Source organism: Lentilactobacillus kribbianus (assembly GCF_013184075.1).
GTDB lineage: Bacteria > Bacillota > Bacilli > Lactobacillales > Lactobacillaceae > Lentilactobacillus > Lentilactobacillus kribbianus.
Map to the genome: position 1 here is coordinate 410,340 of NZ_JABEQQ010000002.1, position 13,852 is coordinate 424,191.

A 13,852-nucleotide genomic window follows, 5' to 3' on the forward strand; every position below is an offset into this window, starting at 1 on the left:
CAGCAATCCCTTTGAATATCTTGTAAAATGAAAATAGTGAATTTTATGAAAAGACAGTGTGGTGAAATTAGTGAACAATCAAATTACATACTCTGTAGTTGATATTGAAACAACCGGAACGGACATGAGTACTGATAATCGTATTATTCAATTTAGTTGCTCAATTGTTAAAGATGGAATAATCGTCGAAACGTATTCAACAGATATTAACCCGGAACGCGATATTCCTAATCGAATTACGCAACTTACTGGTATTGATGCTGAGCGGGTTAAAAATGCTCCAACATTTGAACAAATTGCTGGCAAACTATATCAATTGTTAAATAACACTATTTTTGTAGCTCATAACGTCAATTTTGATTTTCCCTTTTTAAACACCGAATTCGAACGAATCGGTTATCCAGAAATGGAAAATGAAGCTATTGATACTGTTACTTTAAGTCAAATACTATTACCAACATTGTCTAGTTATCGATTGCAAGATTTAAGTAGTTATTTTAATATTACTCATGATCAACCACATTCAGCTGATAGTGATGCCTTAGCTACTGCTAAACTATTAATTGTGCTATTAAATCAATTACATCAACTACCCAGTATTACCCTTAACCAAATTATTCAATTAAATCCAGAACTTCCTAAAGAAACAATTACACTATTTCGTGACGAACAAGTCATCAGAGAAGATCAGGATGATTATTTAGCCATTCCCAAATACCTTAAGTTAGTACATGGTTTGATTTTACGTAAAAGAGAATCTCCATTAATATATCAAACCGAGATTACTCGAACTACAAAAGATAAATTCCCTAAAACCACAGTAGCTAAAACCAAATTATTAAAAAATCTAGAAGTTCGAACCGAACAAAACAAAATGATGAATCTAATTTATAAAAATTATGCTAATCAAAAAGATCATCAAAGCGAAAATCTAGTGATTGAAGCCCCAACTGGTATTGGAAAAACTTTGGGTTATTTATTGCCTTTTAGTTACTTAGTAAGTCAAGATAAACCTTTATATATAAGTACCTCGACTACATTTTTACAGGAGCAATTGAAAAACCAAGGAATTTCGCTATTAAATCAAGTATTACCATTTGATATTAGAGCGGTTATTTTAAAAGGGAATAATCATTACCTGGACTTAGAAAAATTTAAAGAGCAGTTAACGGTTTATGATAATTCAGTGCAAACTAAATTCATTAAAAGTCAGATTTTAGTTTGGTTAACTCTCACACAGACCGGTGATTTGGATGAATTGCATCTCAATATAGAACAAACACCCTTTATAAATGATATTTCGCATAACGGTATTCGTAATCTAGATCCTCATGGAGAATTTTATGAAGAAGATTTTTTGCGATTTAATTTAGCTCAAGCAAAGAAAGCCGATATGGTAATTATTAACCATGACTATTTGCTAACTAACTGGTCCAAATTTAAAATTAACGATGACAATAAACCTTACCTACTGATTGATGAAGCTCAGCAATTTAGTGATCGAGCTAATCGGGTAAATCAAAATCATTTACGCCCATTTACTGGTATTTCAACTATTAATAAATTAATTGCCATGTGGAATACACCTCATGGTCCAGCAATCAAAAACCTTCTAGCTGGAAATTTAATAATGATGAGAAATGGTATTAGTTTAGTAAATCAATTGGAAACCATAAAAAGACAGTTAGAAATACTGTCAACCAATACTTACAATCACTTTATTGCTAAGCGAAAATTACATCGACGCAAAGATGTTTTTGAGTGGTTAATTCCAGAGCATAATTTTAAAAAATTTGTATCCTCTCAAAAAGATATCGTTGAAATAATTAAACGGGCGACTAACCAATTTAATAAACAAATTAACGATATATACGCGCACACTTTAGATTTGGAGGACACATTATCCGCTGCTGAAATTGTTCAATTAGATAGTTTTAATCAAAAGTGTCAAAGCCTATTAACGTTTTTAGAACAACTATTGTCAGCATTAGATATTGATGATGAATTAGTTCAAAGTCGTGTTTATTGGATTTCGGTTAATGCCGCTAAAGATATTTTAACCATGACTTTTAGTTACGGCATGGCTCCCGATGTTAATTTTTTGGCAGATAATGTATATACTTTATTTGAACCAATTACATTTACTGGAGCCACTTTGTTACCATCAAAAAAATCTAACTATACGTTTGAAAACCTGCAATTAGATCGCGAAAATACTAAAATTCGACGTATGAAGAGTGACCTATCTAATGCTGATAATGCTAAAATTTTCCTAATTAATGACTATAAAGGAAACCCTAATGATGAACAATATGCCAGATATTTGGCTAATAGTATTATGCACATTTTTGGTGATTCTAAAAGACAGACACTGGTGTTGTTTAACTCATTAGAAATGATTAAACAAGTATTTCAAATTATTCATGAAACTGGTTTTACTGCTAATAATTTAGTATTAGCACAAGGGATCAATGGTTCTGCCACTAAATTAAGTCGTCAGTTTATTCATAGTGAACCAGCTATTTTATTGGGGGCTAATACTTTTTGGCAAGGTGTTGATTTTCCTGGTCATCTGCTAGATAATTTGGTGATTGCTCAATTACCTTTTGAATCACCTGACGATCCTTATAATCATGCTAAATATAGTTTCACTAAAAGTGAAGGACATAATCCGTTTTATAGTATTACACTTCCACGAGCAACGCTAAAATTACGACAGGGAATAGGGCGTCTACTACGTACAAGTAGTGATTTTGGTACTATTTTTGTCTTAGATCCTCGTCTGATTACGAAACACTATGGTGAAACCATTTTAGCTAATTTAAGAACTGATATACCTGTTAATGCAGTATCATTAACTCAGGCCATTATTGAAATGAATCAGTTCTATTCTAATCGTCATGATTTATCATAATAAAAAGGAGTACCTAAATGGAACGTCAACGTCAAACTCGAATGAAACGAGAATTTAGTAATTCTTGGATTATCTGGACGGCTCTGCTAGTTTTAGTTTTCAGTATTTTTGTAGTTTTTCACTTAGCATTAAAACCAATGAATAGTGCTAAAAAACAAACGATTGATATTGCGAAAAAGTACGGCAAGGTAAATAAAATAACGGCCTTTTATTCTACTAATCTTAACAAAACGTACTATAGTGTCGCCGGGGTCAATCAGGCCAAACAAAAGGTTTATGTTATGGTGGCTAAAAAAGGAGGACATATTACGGTCCTTCAAGCCAACAATGGTGTCACTGAAGATCAAATTAAAAATAAAGTGACCGCACTAAAGCCTCAAAAAATCGTTAGTATTGGTTTAACCAAGATAAAAGATAAACCTTATTGGCTGGCAGGATATATTGGCAAAAATAACAAAATGAATTATGTAACTTATAAATATAGTAATGGTAATCTACAAAAAAATATAAAAAACGTCTAATCTAAGTGGGGTTAATAATGGAATCATTTACTCAAAAGTTAATTGCCACTGGGACGACAACCGTTTCAACATTGTTGCTAAAACATTATCGCCAAGTGGGATTAACAGAAAAGGAATTAGTTGTATTTTTGTTGATTAAAAGAGAACAGGGTACGGTAGTTCCGTTACCAAATATCAAAACACTATCTAAACAAACACAAATGAATCAACGAACTTTATTTGATTTATTTCAACAAATGATCGATAAAAAAATTATGAAAATTGTTTCAATTATTCAAAATGGTCAACGGGTGGACGCGTACGATTTTCAACCAATTTATGATCGTTTAGAAGGTATCATGAAAAATCAATCTGAATTGCATACTGAATCGATTTCAGTTACTACCAATAGTCAGCCCGTACAACAATTTACTCGTCAAAATTTATTTAGTGCTATTGAACAAGAATTTGGCCGAACATTATCGCCGATTGAGATGGAAACCATTAGCCAATGGTTAGATATTGATCATTATTCAGTTGAATTAGTTAATCTAGCATTAAAAGAAGCTACACTTAGCCAGGTATATAATTTGAAGTACATGGATCGTATTTTGATTAATTGGGAAAAGAAACATTTAACGACGCCGGCACAAATAGAAGCAGATAAAAAGAAACATAGCGAACGCTATAAAGAAACGGAAGCAACGAGTCAATACAATGGCCCTGAGATTCCATTTGTTAATTTATCAGACCAATAAAAAAACACCTTCGAATAATCGAAGGTGTTTTTTATGAATTCAAATGGCTAATAAATTAGTTATCGTCAGCTTTATTGGCTTTAGTATTTGTATCACTGTCGTTATTATTGTCATCATTTTTATCATTATCGGTTGTGTCATTTGACTTAGAATTATTGTCATCAGAGTTATTATCATCATTTGAATCATCGTTACTATTATCAGCTGAATTTGTATTAGATTTTGTTGAATTACTAGTAGATGGTTGTTGGGTGACACGAGAAGAGTAGCTACTAACAGTATTGTTTCTAGTGTTAGAAGTATTAGTGGTAGATTGTGATGAACTGTTATTGTTGTTAGGCTCCGTAGCAGTACTACCAGAACCAGCCGTGGTGGTAGCATTACTTGCTGCTGTGGCCGAACTATTATCAGTTACTGTAGTTTCATGCCCAGCAACTGCATATTCTGTTTGCCCATTCTTTTTAACAGCGGTAACATCTGCTGGTTGTTGCCAATCAATGTTGGTTTTAGTTAATGAAACAGTGGCCATTACGTCACGATAATATTGTTGAGCGATCTTAGTTTGTTCTTGGGTAATATAGTGGTTAGCTTTAAATTGTTGATCATACCCAGTCCAAACTGAAAGGGCATAATGTCTCGTATATCCAGTAAACCATGAATCCATTGCTGAATTTGAAGGTACTTTATTAATATAGTTATCAGGATATTGAGTAGTACCAGTTTTACCGGCTTCGTATAAACCGCTAATCTTTGCAGCGGTCCCAGAACCATTACTTGAATCCATAACACCTTTAAGCATGTTGGTAATCATAAAGGCGGTTGCTGGAGACATCGCTTGTTTACCTTTGCTGGAGAATTTTTTAGTTTTACCGTTAGTTTCAACAACTTTGTTAATTAGATAAGGTTCATAATAAGTACCACCGTTAGCAAAGGCAGCGTATGCAGCAGCTTCTTGCTCTGAGGAAATATATAAACCAATTCCGTTTTGAAGATCCAATGGCTTGCTAAATTTCATTCCTAAACCTTCTAAGAATGTTTGAGCTTGTGACACCCCAACATTTTGCAAAGTTCTGATAGCTGGGATATTTCGTGATTCGATAAGGGCTTTTCTCATTGTGATGGTCCCCTGATATTGATTATCAAAATCATTTAAACTTTTATCTGTTCCGGGATAAACAAATGGTGTATCTTTAACCGGCTGATAAGTTGGATAGTTTAAATATTGAATAGCAGGGGCATAGTCCATTAACGGTTTAGCAGTAGAACCGCTGGAACGATCAGTTTGAACAGCACGGTTTAATCCAAACGAAATTTTATTTTTGCGATTACCTTGCATTGCCACAACTTTACCGTTATTCACGTTAATTAACGTAGCTCCTAGCTGAAATTTATTACTAGGATAGACGATGGTATCACTGCTATTAGCTGTTTTATACATTTTCTTTTGAGCACTCATTTTAAGGTTAGTATATACCTTTAAACCACTAGTATTTTTATAACCTTTTTCATGAAGTTCTGAAATAGTCTCTTTTAAGTAAGAATCAATGTACTTACTTGTCGCCTCACTAGTATTTAACTGTGAATGAGTTTTGGCTAGTCCAGTTTGAACATTCACTGTTTTAGCCTCATCTGCTTGAGCCTGGGTAATGGCTTTATTTTTAACCATTGCTTGTAACACATTATTACGCCGTTGAGTAGCATATTGTGGATATTTATAAGGTGAATAGTTGGTTGGTGATTGAGGCATTCCGGCAATCAGTGCTAATTGTGATAGGTTTAGCTTGTCTAAGGTTTTACCGTAATAATACTCTGCGGCAGTTTGCATACCATATACGCCGTTACCCATATAAACTTTGTTCATATAAAATTCTAGAATTTGATCTTTAGAGTATTTTCTTTCCACTTGAATGGCTAACCAAGCTTCTTGAGCTTTTCGCTTTAAAGTTTGATCACTAGCAGCAGTGGAAAAGACAGATAATTTAACTAATTGTTGAGTTAGGGTACTGCCACCTTGTAGTCCCAGCGAGGAACTACCAGTTAAATTGGCGAAGGCAGCTTCAACAATTCGCACTGGATCAACTCCATGATCCTTATAAAAACGTCGGTCTTCAATAGAAACTACCGCCTTTTTTAAATTATCTGGAATATCACTAGATTTCACGTAATCTCTATTTTGGGCCCCAGTTCTAGAAATTAAGTTACCCTTAGCATCGTAAAATTTAGTTGAATTATCACTAGTTAATGCACTTTCTGGTAGTGCAGGGGCTGAACTGGCATAGTAAGTAAATAATCCGACTCCTGCCAAGCCACCAGCTAATACTATTCCCCCAACCACTAATAAGATCTTTTTTAAGGGTCCTTTACGTTTGGGTACCGAATGACGGCCACTCCTGGTATTTTTTTTATTATCTTGTGCCATGTATTTCTCCTTTAATAATTAATTCAAAAAATGATCAACCGCATTTAAATAAGGAATTAATGGATTGATTTGATAATCTACCTTGATTCCCATAGTTTCAATTTCTGTTCGCGGGATTGATTTACGACCACCATCAAATTGGCAATCCCAAGCATAAATTAAATCTGACGCTTTTAAAACAAAAATTTGTTGATCAACGACAAATTTAATAATTGCAAAACAAATTCCTTGCTGATTTAAACATTGTCTCATATGTTCAATCTGATGTTTATGAAAATTTTGTAATGGAAAAGCGCTTTTATTCTTAGTTTCTTTGGCATCAAAATCAAGATAATGACCTTGATAGACTCCATTATAATCCGTAGTAGACGCTTTTTTAAAATAAGCTTCTTTAATTTTAGCGGCGCTTCTTTTAGGATAATCCACAGAAACAATTTGAATGGGAGTGGGCTTTTTATGAACGACTGCAATGTTATTAACCAAGTAATATTGATTACTTCGATTGATTTCTTCTTCTAAGGTCATACCACGGTTAGAAAAAGAAATGGGTTTTTTAGATATTTGGTGATGGTTATCGGTGGCATAAGCCTTTCCATTAGGGTAATTAATTGTCATTAAAACCGCCTCTCAACTAAGCTTGATTCAATTTCAACGTCTAGCATTAAATTTAAAAACAATGTTATTATATCAATCATAGGCAATTAAATAAAATAAACGGGTGATTTTTTTGAGTCGATTATGGATTACAGGATATCGGAGTTACGAAATTGGCGCCTTTAATGAACAAGATCCCAAAGTAACTGTAGTTAAAATGACAATTAAATCTGCTTTAGAACAAGCGATTAATGATGGCGTTGATTGGATTATTTCTGGTGGTCAACTTGGGGTAGAACAATGGAGTCTTCAAGTTGCCGCCGATTTAAAAAAACAATATCCTGATGAATTTAAAACGGCAATGATGTTGCCATTTCAGAATTTTGGCAACCAGTGGGGTGAAACTAATCAGGCTATATTAACTCACACTAAATTGCAGGTTGATTTTCAAGCAACTGTTAGTAACCAAGAGTATCAATCACCCAAACAATTAAGAAATTACCAAGAATTTATGTTAAGTCATACCGATGAGGCTATCTTGATATATGATTTAGAAAGTCCTGGTAAACCAAAATACGATTACGAAGCAATTTTGGGGTATAATGAAACTCATTCATACCCATATCAATTAATTACTTTTGATGATCTGCAGGAAACTGCTGAGGAATATCAAGAGATGCTAAATAATGGTTTGCAAGATAGTTAAATTGTGATATTATTTTAGTGATGTGTTGCAAACTAATGACGAGGTGTAATGGATACATGGAAAATATTAATTTTACTCCAAATGATATCCTTCAAAAAGAATTCCGCCAAAAAATGCGCGGTTATGATCCAAATGATGTGGATAGCTTTTTGGATGACATTATTAAGGATTACGAAAGCTTCACCAAACAAAATCAAAGTTTGGCTGATGAAAACGAACGCCTTCGCATTCGAGTAGATGAATTGAATAAGCAAGTAGCCATTGGTGGTGGCAGCGGGCAATCTCCATTAACCCGTAGTTCCGTTTCACAGCCTATGTCAAGCGCAACAAATATGGATATCTTAAAGCGATTGTCCAACCTTGAACGTCGGGTGTTTGGTTCCCAATTAGATAACGGAAACGATTCACATCGTCTATAATTATATATTAGTGTAAATTATGAGTAATTGCGGTCGACAACGGTCGGCTGAGGAAAGTCCATGCTCGCACAAGCTGTGATGCTTGTAGTGTTCGTGCTCGGTGAAAAAATAAGCCGGGGAACCTTTTTTAAGGTTATGGCGGATTCCATGCTACGGTCTTTGACTATGCTAACGAATCCTTAAGGTGCCACAGTGACGATTCAGATTTGGAAACTTATCTGGTGGAACGCGGTAAACCCCTCGAGCGGGAAACCCAAACTTATGGTAGGGGAGCTTCACACACGGGAACTGAACCAAGTGTGGGGGGAAGATGAAAATCTTCGAGATAGATGATTACTACTTAATTAGTTGTCCTGGAATTAATTAAGCACAAAACATGGCTTACAGTAATTTACACTAAACAGGATTGGTGGGAGCTTGCTCCCACTTTTTTATTACCCAAAATTAAGTTAGTATGTAATCAATAAAACAAGATATAAGAGGAAAATAAATGAAATTCAATTTAATCGCTACTTGTGCCGCTGGTATCGAATCGCTAGTTGGTAAAGAACTAAGAGATTTAGGTTATGCTACCAGTGTGGAAAATGGTCGTGTCAGATTTGAAGGTACTGAAGAAGATATTATCAACGCTAATCTGTGGCTAAGAACTGCTGATCGAGTTAAAATTATCATGTCTGAGTTTAAGGCTACTGATTTTGAAACACTATACGAAACTACTAAGGCCATTGACTGGCAAACTTATTTACCAATGGATGCCGCTTTTCCAGTAGAAGGTAAATCTAGAAATTCTAAATTACACAGTGTTCCAGATGTTCAAAGAATCGTTAAAAAAGCTATCGTTGATAAACTCGCCGAAGAATATCATCGGCGAGGACGATTACCAGAAACAGGGGCTGAATTCCCACTAGAAGTAGCCGTGAATAAGGATCAAGTAATGTTAACTATGGATACTACGGGTTCTAGTCTATTCAAACGAGGATATCGAATTGAAAAAGGACCTGCACCATTGAAGGAAAATATGGCAGCAGCCCTTGTCATGTTAACCAATTGGTACCCCGATATGCCATTTTTAGACCCATTTTGTGGTTCAGGTACTATTCCTATCGAGGCCGCACTAATTGCTAGAAATATCGCTCCTGGGTTCAATCGGGATTTTGTTTGTGAAACTTGGGACTGGATTTCAGCTGACATGGTTGAAAAACAACGAGCTTTAGCAGATGATAAGGCAGATTATGATGCTGAACTTCAAATCATGGCATCAGATATTGATGGTTCCATGATTGAAATTGCCAAAAAAAATGCCATGGAAGCCGGCGTATTTGCTGATATCACCTTTAAACAAATCGCTGTAGCTGATTTTAAAACGGATAAAATTAATGGCGTCGTAGTTGGTAATCCGCCATATGGGGAACGTATGGCAGAAAAGCCACAAGTGGAAAAATTATACGCTCAATTAGGTGATGTTTTCCGTCCGATGACAAGTTGGTCAAAATATTTTCTTACAAGTGATTTAGATTTCGAACATTGTTATGGCCAAACAGCTACCAAAAAAAGAAAGTTATATAACGGTGCTTTAAGGACCGATTATTATCAATATTGGGGTAAAAAAATCAGAACTCAAGCCTAATTGTTAAGGTGTTGCCAAGCTAGTTCATGAGCTCCGTGATTTTGTTTGTCAGAAACCCATTCAAGGACTACTAAATCAAATTGGTCATATAATTTTAGTAGTTCGTCAACTTGATCTTGATAGTGCTTGGCGTAACGTTTTTCCATACTATCAATTACTAACTGACTATCACAATAAAAGAGAACCGGTTCTTTTTGAAGTCCATTTTCTAAAAGCTTTTGAAATCCCAACGTGGCTGCAGCAAATTCGGCCGAGTGATTATTATTACTGGTTAATGATTGTCCTAATTGTAACTGCTGACCATTATTAACGATTAAAATTCCGGCGGCTGCTTTCTTGGTTGAGGGGTTAAAAGCCCCATCTGTATATAGTTTAATCATATTTTCCTCGATATTTTATTAAGATTGGAGTTAATTAAATGATAACTCAAAAACGACGCTTTTTATATCAACCTAATCCTTTGGTTAGTGTTATTTGCTGGAGTTGGACGTTAGTGATCTTTTTAATTGGCGTAATTTTTTGGTTGGAAGTAACACATTTTCAATGGATTACGCTGTTTTTCTTTATTCTATTTGCTTTGGTAGTATGGGCAGAAATCCATTTTAGAACGATTACCATTCATAATGGAATTATTACTGTTAGTCGAGTAATCAATCCCAAATCATTAGTTATTAAAACCGATAAAATTAGTGAAGTTAGTACTGATAATCACCAAATTGGTTTTGTTGCTAACGGCAAAATTTATCATTTTCTGGTTTCTAGAAATTCGGCAATCGAATTGGCTGAATTAATCGGTGAATCAGCTAATCAAGAAAAGAGTGATAATTAATGAAAACAGACATTGAAATTTCACAAAGTACCGATATGTTACCCATTACTCAAATTGCTCAAAAACTAGGCTTATCTGATAGTCAATTTGAGCTTTATGGTAATTACAAGGCTAAAGTTAACACTAATTTTAATAATAACGAAATTAGTTCAGATGCGAAGCTAATTTTGGTAACATCAATTAATCCCACTAGAGCTGGTGAAGGTAAAACAACAGTCACTGTCGGTTTAGGTGACGCATTGCATCGGTTAAATCAATCGGTAGCCATTGCATTACGCGAACCATCATTAGGACCTGTGATGGGATTAAAAGGCGGAGCCACTGGTGGTGGTTATGCGCAAGTAGTCCCCATGGAAGATATTAACCTTCACTTTACTGGTGATTTTCATGCAATTACAGAAACACATGATACTTTAGCAGCTTTAATTGACAACCATATTCAACACGGGAATCAACTAAATATTGACCCTAGAAGAATTGTTTGGAAACGTGTTTTAGATGTTAATGATCGTGAGTTACGCCAGACTATAGTAGGGCTAGGGGGAACTACCTCAGGAGAACCTCGTCAAGATGGCTTTGATATCACCGTAGCATCTGAAATTATGGCCATTTTATGTTTAGCTACTGATTTAGAAAATTTAAAAAATAAAATTAGCCAGATTATCGTGGCTTACACGTACGAAAACCAGCCAGTAACCGTAGCCGATTTGGGTGTTCAAGGTGCCTTGGCAGTGTTGATGAAGGATGCCATTAAGCCTAATTTAGTACAAACATTAGAGCATACCCCCGCATTCATTCATGGAGGTCCCTTTGCTAACATTGCCCATGGTTGCAATAGTCTGTTAGCCTTAAAAGCTGCAATGGCAACTGCTAAATACACCATTACCGAAGCTGGCTTTGGTTCAGATCTAGGTGGAGAAAAATTCATGGATATTTTAACACCTAAGTTAAATAAAAAACCTGATGCCGTGGTAGTGGTGGCCACCATTCGAGCTTTAAAACTAAATGGCGGTGATGATCCCACTAATTTAGCTACCGAAAATTTGGCTAGCTTAATGGCCGGTGCTGTTAATTTAAAACGACACGTTAATAATATGAAACAATTTGGTCAACCAGTGGTAGTGGCAATTAATCGTTTTGATACAGATACTTTAGCAGAAATTAATTGGCTCAAACAATATGTTAATGAAACGTTAAAAACGCCGGTATCCGTTGTTAACTGTTTTGCTGATGGTGGGGCCGGCGCCATTGATTTGGCCCAACAAATCATTGAACTATCACAACAAGATTATCAATCAGCAAATATTTATGTAGCAAATGATTCAATTGAGACCAAAATGAATCACATTGTTCAAAAAATTTATGGTGGTAATAAAGTTACCTTGACTGCTTCAGCTAAAAAGCAAATGAAACGAATTGAGCGACTGGGTTATGGTCAGTTACCAATTTGTATGGCCAAAACTCAATATTCATTTAGCGATAATGCTAAGCTTTTGGGAGCTCCTACTGATTTCGATATTAATGTCAAAGAACTGCAGTTAAAAGCTGGTGCGGGATTTATCGTGGCCATTACGGGCAATATTTTAACTATGCCTGGCTTACCAAGTCATCCAGCTGCTTTAGATATGGACATTAATAATCAGGGAACTATCACCGGCTTATTTTAGGAGTAATTAAATGATATTATATTTTGTTTTGATATTAGTCTTAATAGGAATTGATCAGGGAATTAAGATGATGACCGTAGCCAATTTAAGTTTGGGCCAAGTAGTTAACATAATCCCCAATTGGTTCTCACTAACTAGGCTAAATAATTCTGGAGCAGCTTGGAGCATCTTAGAAGGTCAAAAATGGTTCTTTGTTTTAGTTGGTTTAATTGCAACCGGATTAATTATCACCTTTATGTTTCATTACAAAGAAAAGAAAATGTATCTAATATCTTTATCATTAATTCTTGCCGGGACAATTGGCAATTTGATTGATCGAATTCATAACGGATACGTGGTAGATATGTTTCAATTAGACTTTGTTAATTTTCCCATTTTTAATGGCGCCGATATCTTTTTAACCATTGGAATTATAATTCTCACAGTCTTAATTATTAAGGAAAAGTAGGTGAGTTATTTGGCAACTAGGTATATCATAACTGATCAAATTGGGCGGTTAGATAAGGTAATTTCTGAACTAGATTCTAGCATTTCTAGATCACAGGCCAAAAAAATGATTGAAGACCAAGATATTACTTTAAATGATCAAGTGGTTCAACCCAAACAAAAAGTGAAAGCTAACGATATTATCTTAATAGAAGATATTCAACCGGAAACTATTTCTGTGACACCAGAAAATATTTCCTTAGATATTATTTATGAGGACGAGGATGTGATTGTCGTCAACAAACCTCAAGGCATGGTGGTTCACCCTTCAGCTGGGCATCCCAATCATACCTTAGTGAACGCTTTGCTGTTTCATAGTCCATTATCTACCATTAATGGTACGTATCGACCTGGAATTGTTCATCGAATTGATAAAGATACGTCTGGCTTATTAATGGTTGCTAAAAATGATCAAGCTCATCAATCCTTGTCAGCACAATTAAAGGCTAAGACCAATTTACGGAAATATATTGCTCTTGTTCATGGCCAAATTAAAGAAGATAACGGTACAATTGATGCACCATTAGGAAGATCGCCTAAAGATCGAAAAAAACAAGCAGTTATTGCTGGTGGTAGAAATGCAGTAACTCATTTTAAGGTTTTAGAGAGATTTCAAAATTATACTTTAATTGAGTGTCAGTTAGAAACTGGGCGGACCCATCAAATTAGGGTTCATTTGAAGTATATTGGCCATCCATTAGTGGGCGATCCGTTGTATGGTCCGCGTAAAACCATCAAAGGACACGGTCAGTTTTTACATGCAGCCGAATTAGGATTTAAGCACCCTCAATCTGGCAAGGAAATGTACTTTTCTGTGCCTGCACCAGATATTTTTCAAAAAACATTGGCTCATTTACGACAAGATAAGCAAGGTTAGCTTGACTTATTTTTAACATTTTCATATTCTAAATTTAGAAAACTAGTGAACCGGGA

Annotated in this window: 13 protein-coding genes and 1 other RNA gene; 11 read left to right on the plus strand and 3 right to left on the minus strand. The window is 35.1% G+C overall.

Annotated features, from left to right (window positions below):
- The first annotated feature begins 70 nt into the window (after window positions 1–70).
- From HII32_RS06795 to HII32_RS06805, 3 genes are read left to right on the plus strand one after another with little or no spacing between them, the layout of a single operon-like run.
- On the plus strand, window positions 71–2,914 hold the full coding sequence (locus HII32_RS06795) for a helicase C-terminal domain-containing protein (RefSeq protein ID WP_172189660.1): 2,844 nt from the start codon (window positions 71–73) through the stop codon (window positions 2,912–2,914).
- 17 nt (window positions 2,915–2,931) lie between these two features.
- On the plus strand, window positions 2,932–3,435 hold the full coding sequence (locus tag HII32_RS06800; RefSeq protein ID WP_172189662.1) for a cell wall elongation regulator TseB-like domain-containing protein: 504 nt from the start codon (window positions 2,932–2,934) through the stop codon (window positions 3,433–3,435).
- A gap of 17 nt (window positions 3,436–3,452) precedes the next feature.
- A complete protein-coding gene (locus HII32_RS06805) occupies window positions 3,453–4,172 on the plus strand; it encodes a DnaD domain-containing protein (RefSeq protein WP_172189664.1) in 720 nt (239 codons plus the stop codon).
- 55 nt (window positions 4,173–4,227) lie between these two features.
- Here the strand turns inward: HII32_RS06805 and HII32_RS06810 are convergent, their stop codons facing one another.
- Both HII32_RS06810 and recU read right to left on the minus strand, forming a co-directional pair.
- On the minus strand, window positions 4,228–6,591 hold the full coding sequence (locus HII32_RS06810) for a PBP1A family penicillin-binding protein (protein WP_172189666.1): 2,364 nt from the start codon (window positions 6,589–6,591) through the stop codon (window positions 4,228–4,230).
- Between the two features lie 18 nt (window positions 6,592–6,609).
- Window positions 6,610–7,206, minus strand: coding sequence for a Holliday junction resolvase RecU (gene recU, locus HII32_RS06815; RefSeq protein WP_172189668.1), 597 nt, complete (start codon window positions 7,204–7,206; stop codon window positions 6,610–6,612).
- A gap of 112 nt (window positions 7,207–7,318) precedes the next feature.
- Between recU and HII32_RS06820 the strand changes: the two genes are divergently transcribed.
- The 4 genes from HII32_RS06820 to HII32_RS06835 all read left to right on the plus strand — a co-directional run bounded on the left by HII32_RS06820 (window position 7,319) and on the right by HII32_RS06835 (window position 9,937).
- Entirely contained in the window at window positions 7,319–7,891 is a 573-nt protein-coding gene (locus HII32_RS06820; RefSeq protein WP_172189670.1) for an SLOG family protein, read from the plus strand.
- Window positions 7,892–7,947: 56 nt separating this feature from the next.
- Window positions 7,948–8,310 carry a cell division regulator GpsB gene (gene gpsB, locus HII32_RS06825; protein WP_172190048.1) on the plus strand — a complete coding sequence of 121 codons (363 nt, stop codon included), beginning with the start codon at window positions 7,948–7,950 and terminating at the stop codon, window positions 8,308–8,310.
- 15 nt (window positions 8,311–8,325) lie between these two features.
- Window positions 8,326–8,699, plus strand: an RNA gene (gene rnpB, locus HII32_RS06830) — RNase P RNA component class B.
- Window positions 8,700–8,800: 101 nt separating this feature from the next.
- A complete protein-coding gene (locus HII32_RS06835) occupies window positions 8,801–9,937 on the plus strand; it encodes a THUMP domain-containing class I SAM-dependent RNA methyltransferase (RefSeq protein ID WP_172189672.1) in 1,137 nt (378 codons plus the stop codon).
- Here the strand turns inward: HII32_RS06835 and HII32_RS06840 are convergent.
- Window positions 9,934–10,317, minus strand: a complete 384-nt coding sequence (locus HII32_RS06840) for a ribonuclease HI family protein (protein ID WP_172189674.1) — start codon at window positions 10,315–10,317, stop codon at window positions 9,934–9,936. The two genes, HII32_RS06835 and HII32_RS06840, sit on opposite strands and share 4 nt — an antisense overlap.
- A gap of 38 nt (window positions 10,318–10,355) precedes the next feature.
- Here HII32_RS06840 and HII32_RS06845 point away from each other — a divergent pair, with 38 nt between their 5' ends.
- From HII32_RS06845 to HII32_RS06860, 4 genes are read left to right on the plus strand one after another with little or no spacing between them, the layout of a single operon-like run.
- Window positions 10,356–10,766 carry an EbsA family protein gene (locus tag HII32_RS06845; RefSeq protein WP_172189676.1) on the plus strand — a complete coding sequence of 137 codons (411 nt, stop codon included), beginning with the start codon at window positions 10,356–10,358 and terminating at the stop codon, window positions 10,764–10,766.
- The gene (locus HII32_RS06850; RefSeq protein ID WP_172189678.1) at window positions 10,766–12,433 is read left to right on the plus strand and encodes a formate--tetrahydrofolate ligase; all 1,668 of its coding nucleotides are present in this window, start codon (window positions 10,766–10,768) and stop codon (window positions 12,431–12,433) included. The genes HII32_RS06845 and HII32_RS06850 overlap by 1 nt, the downstream gene beginning before the upstream one ends.
- 10 nt (window positions 12,434–12,443) lie before the next feature.
- On the plus strand, window positions 12,444–12,881 hold the full coding sequence (gene lspA / locus HII32_RS06855; RefSeq protein WP_172189680.1) for a signal peptidase II: 438 nt from the start codon (window positions 12,444–12,446) through the stop codon (window positions 12,879–12,881).
- 9 nt (window positions 12,882–12,890) lie between these two features.
- Window positions 12,891–13,796: an RluA family pseudouridine synthase gene (locus tag HII32_RS06860; RefSeq protein WP_172189682.1), complete on the plus strand. Its 906-nt coding sequence runs from the start codon at window positions 12,891–12,893 to the stop codon at window positions 13,794–13,796.
- Window positions 13,797–13,852 lie beyond the last annotated feature (56 nt).

Coding starts and splice junctions, on each gene's coding strand:
- recU (WP_172189668.1), bottom strand. CDS start 7,206: ATGACAATTAATTACCCTAATGGAAAGGCTTATGCCACCGATAACCAT.
- HII32_RS06800 (WP_172189662.1), top strand. CDS start 2,932: ATGGAACGTCAACGTCAAACTCGAATGAAACGAGAATTTAGTAATTCT.
- HII32_RS06845 (WP_172189676.1), top strand. CDS start 10,356: ATGATAACTCAAAAACGACGCTTTTTATATCAACCTAATCCTTTGGTT.
- lspA (WP_172189680.1), top strand. CDS start 12,444: ATGATATTATATTTTGTTTTGATATTAGTCTTAATAGGAATTGATCAG.
- HII32_RS06835 (WP_172189672.1), top strand. CDS start 8,801: ATGAAATTCAATTTAATCGCTACTTGTGCCGCTGGTATCGAATCGCTA.
- HII32_RS06850 (WP_172189678.1), top strand. CDS start 10,766: ATGAAAACAGACATTGAAATTTCACAAAGTACCGATATGTTACCCATT.
- HII32_RS06805 (WP_172189664.1), top strand. CDS start 3,453: ATGGAATCATTTACTCAAAAGTTAATTGCCACTGGGACGACAACCGTT.
- gpsB (WP_172190048.1), top strand. CDS start 7,948: ATGGAAAATATTAATTTTACTCCAAATGATATCCTTCAAAAAGAATTC.
- HII32_RS06840 (WP_172189674.1), bottom strand. CDS start 10,317: ATGATTAAACTATATACAGATGGGGCTTTTAACCCCTCAACCAAGAAA.
- HII32_RS06810 (WP_172189666.1), bottom strand. CDS start 6,591: ATGGCACAAGATAATAAAAAAAATACCAGGAGTGGCCGTCATTCGGTA.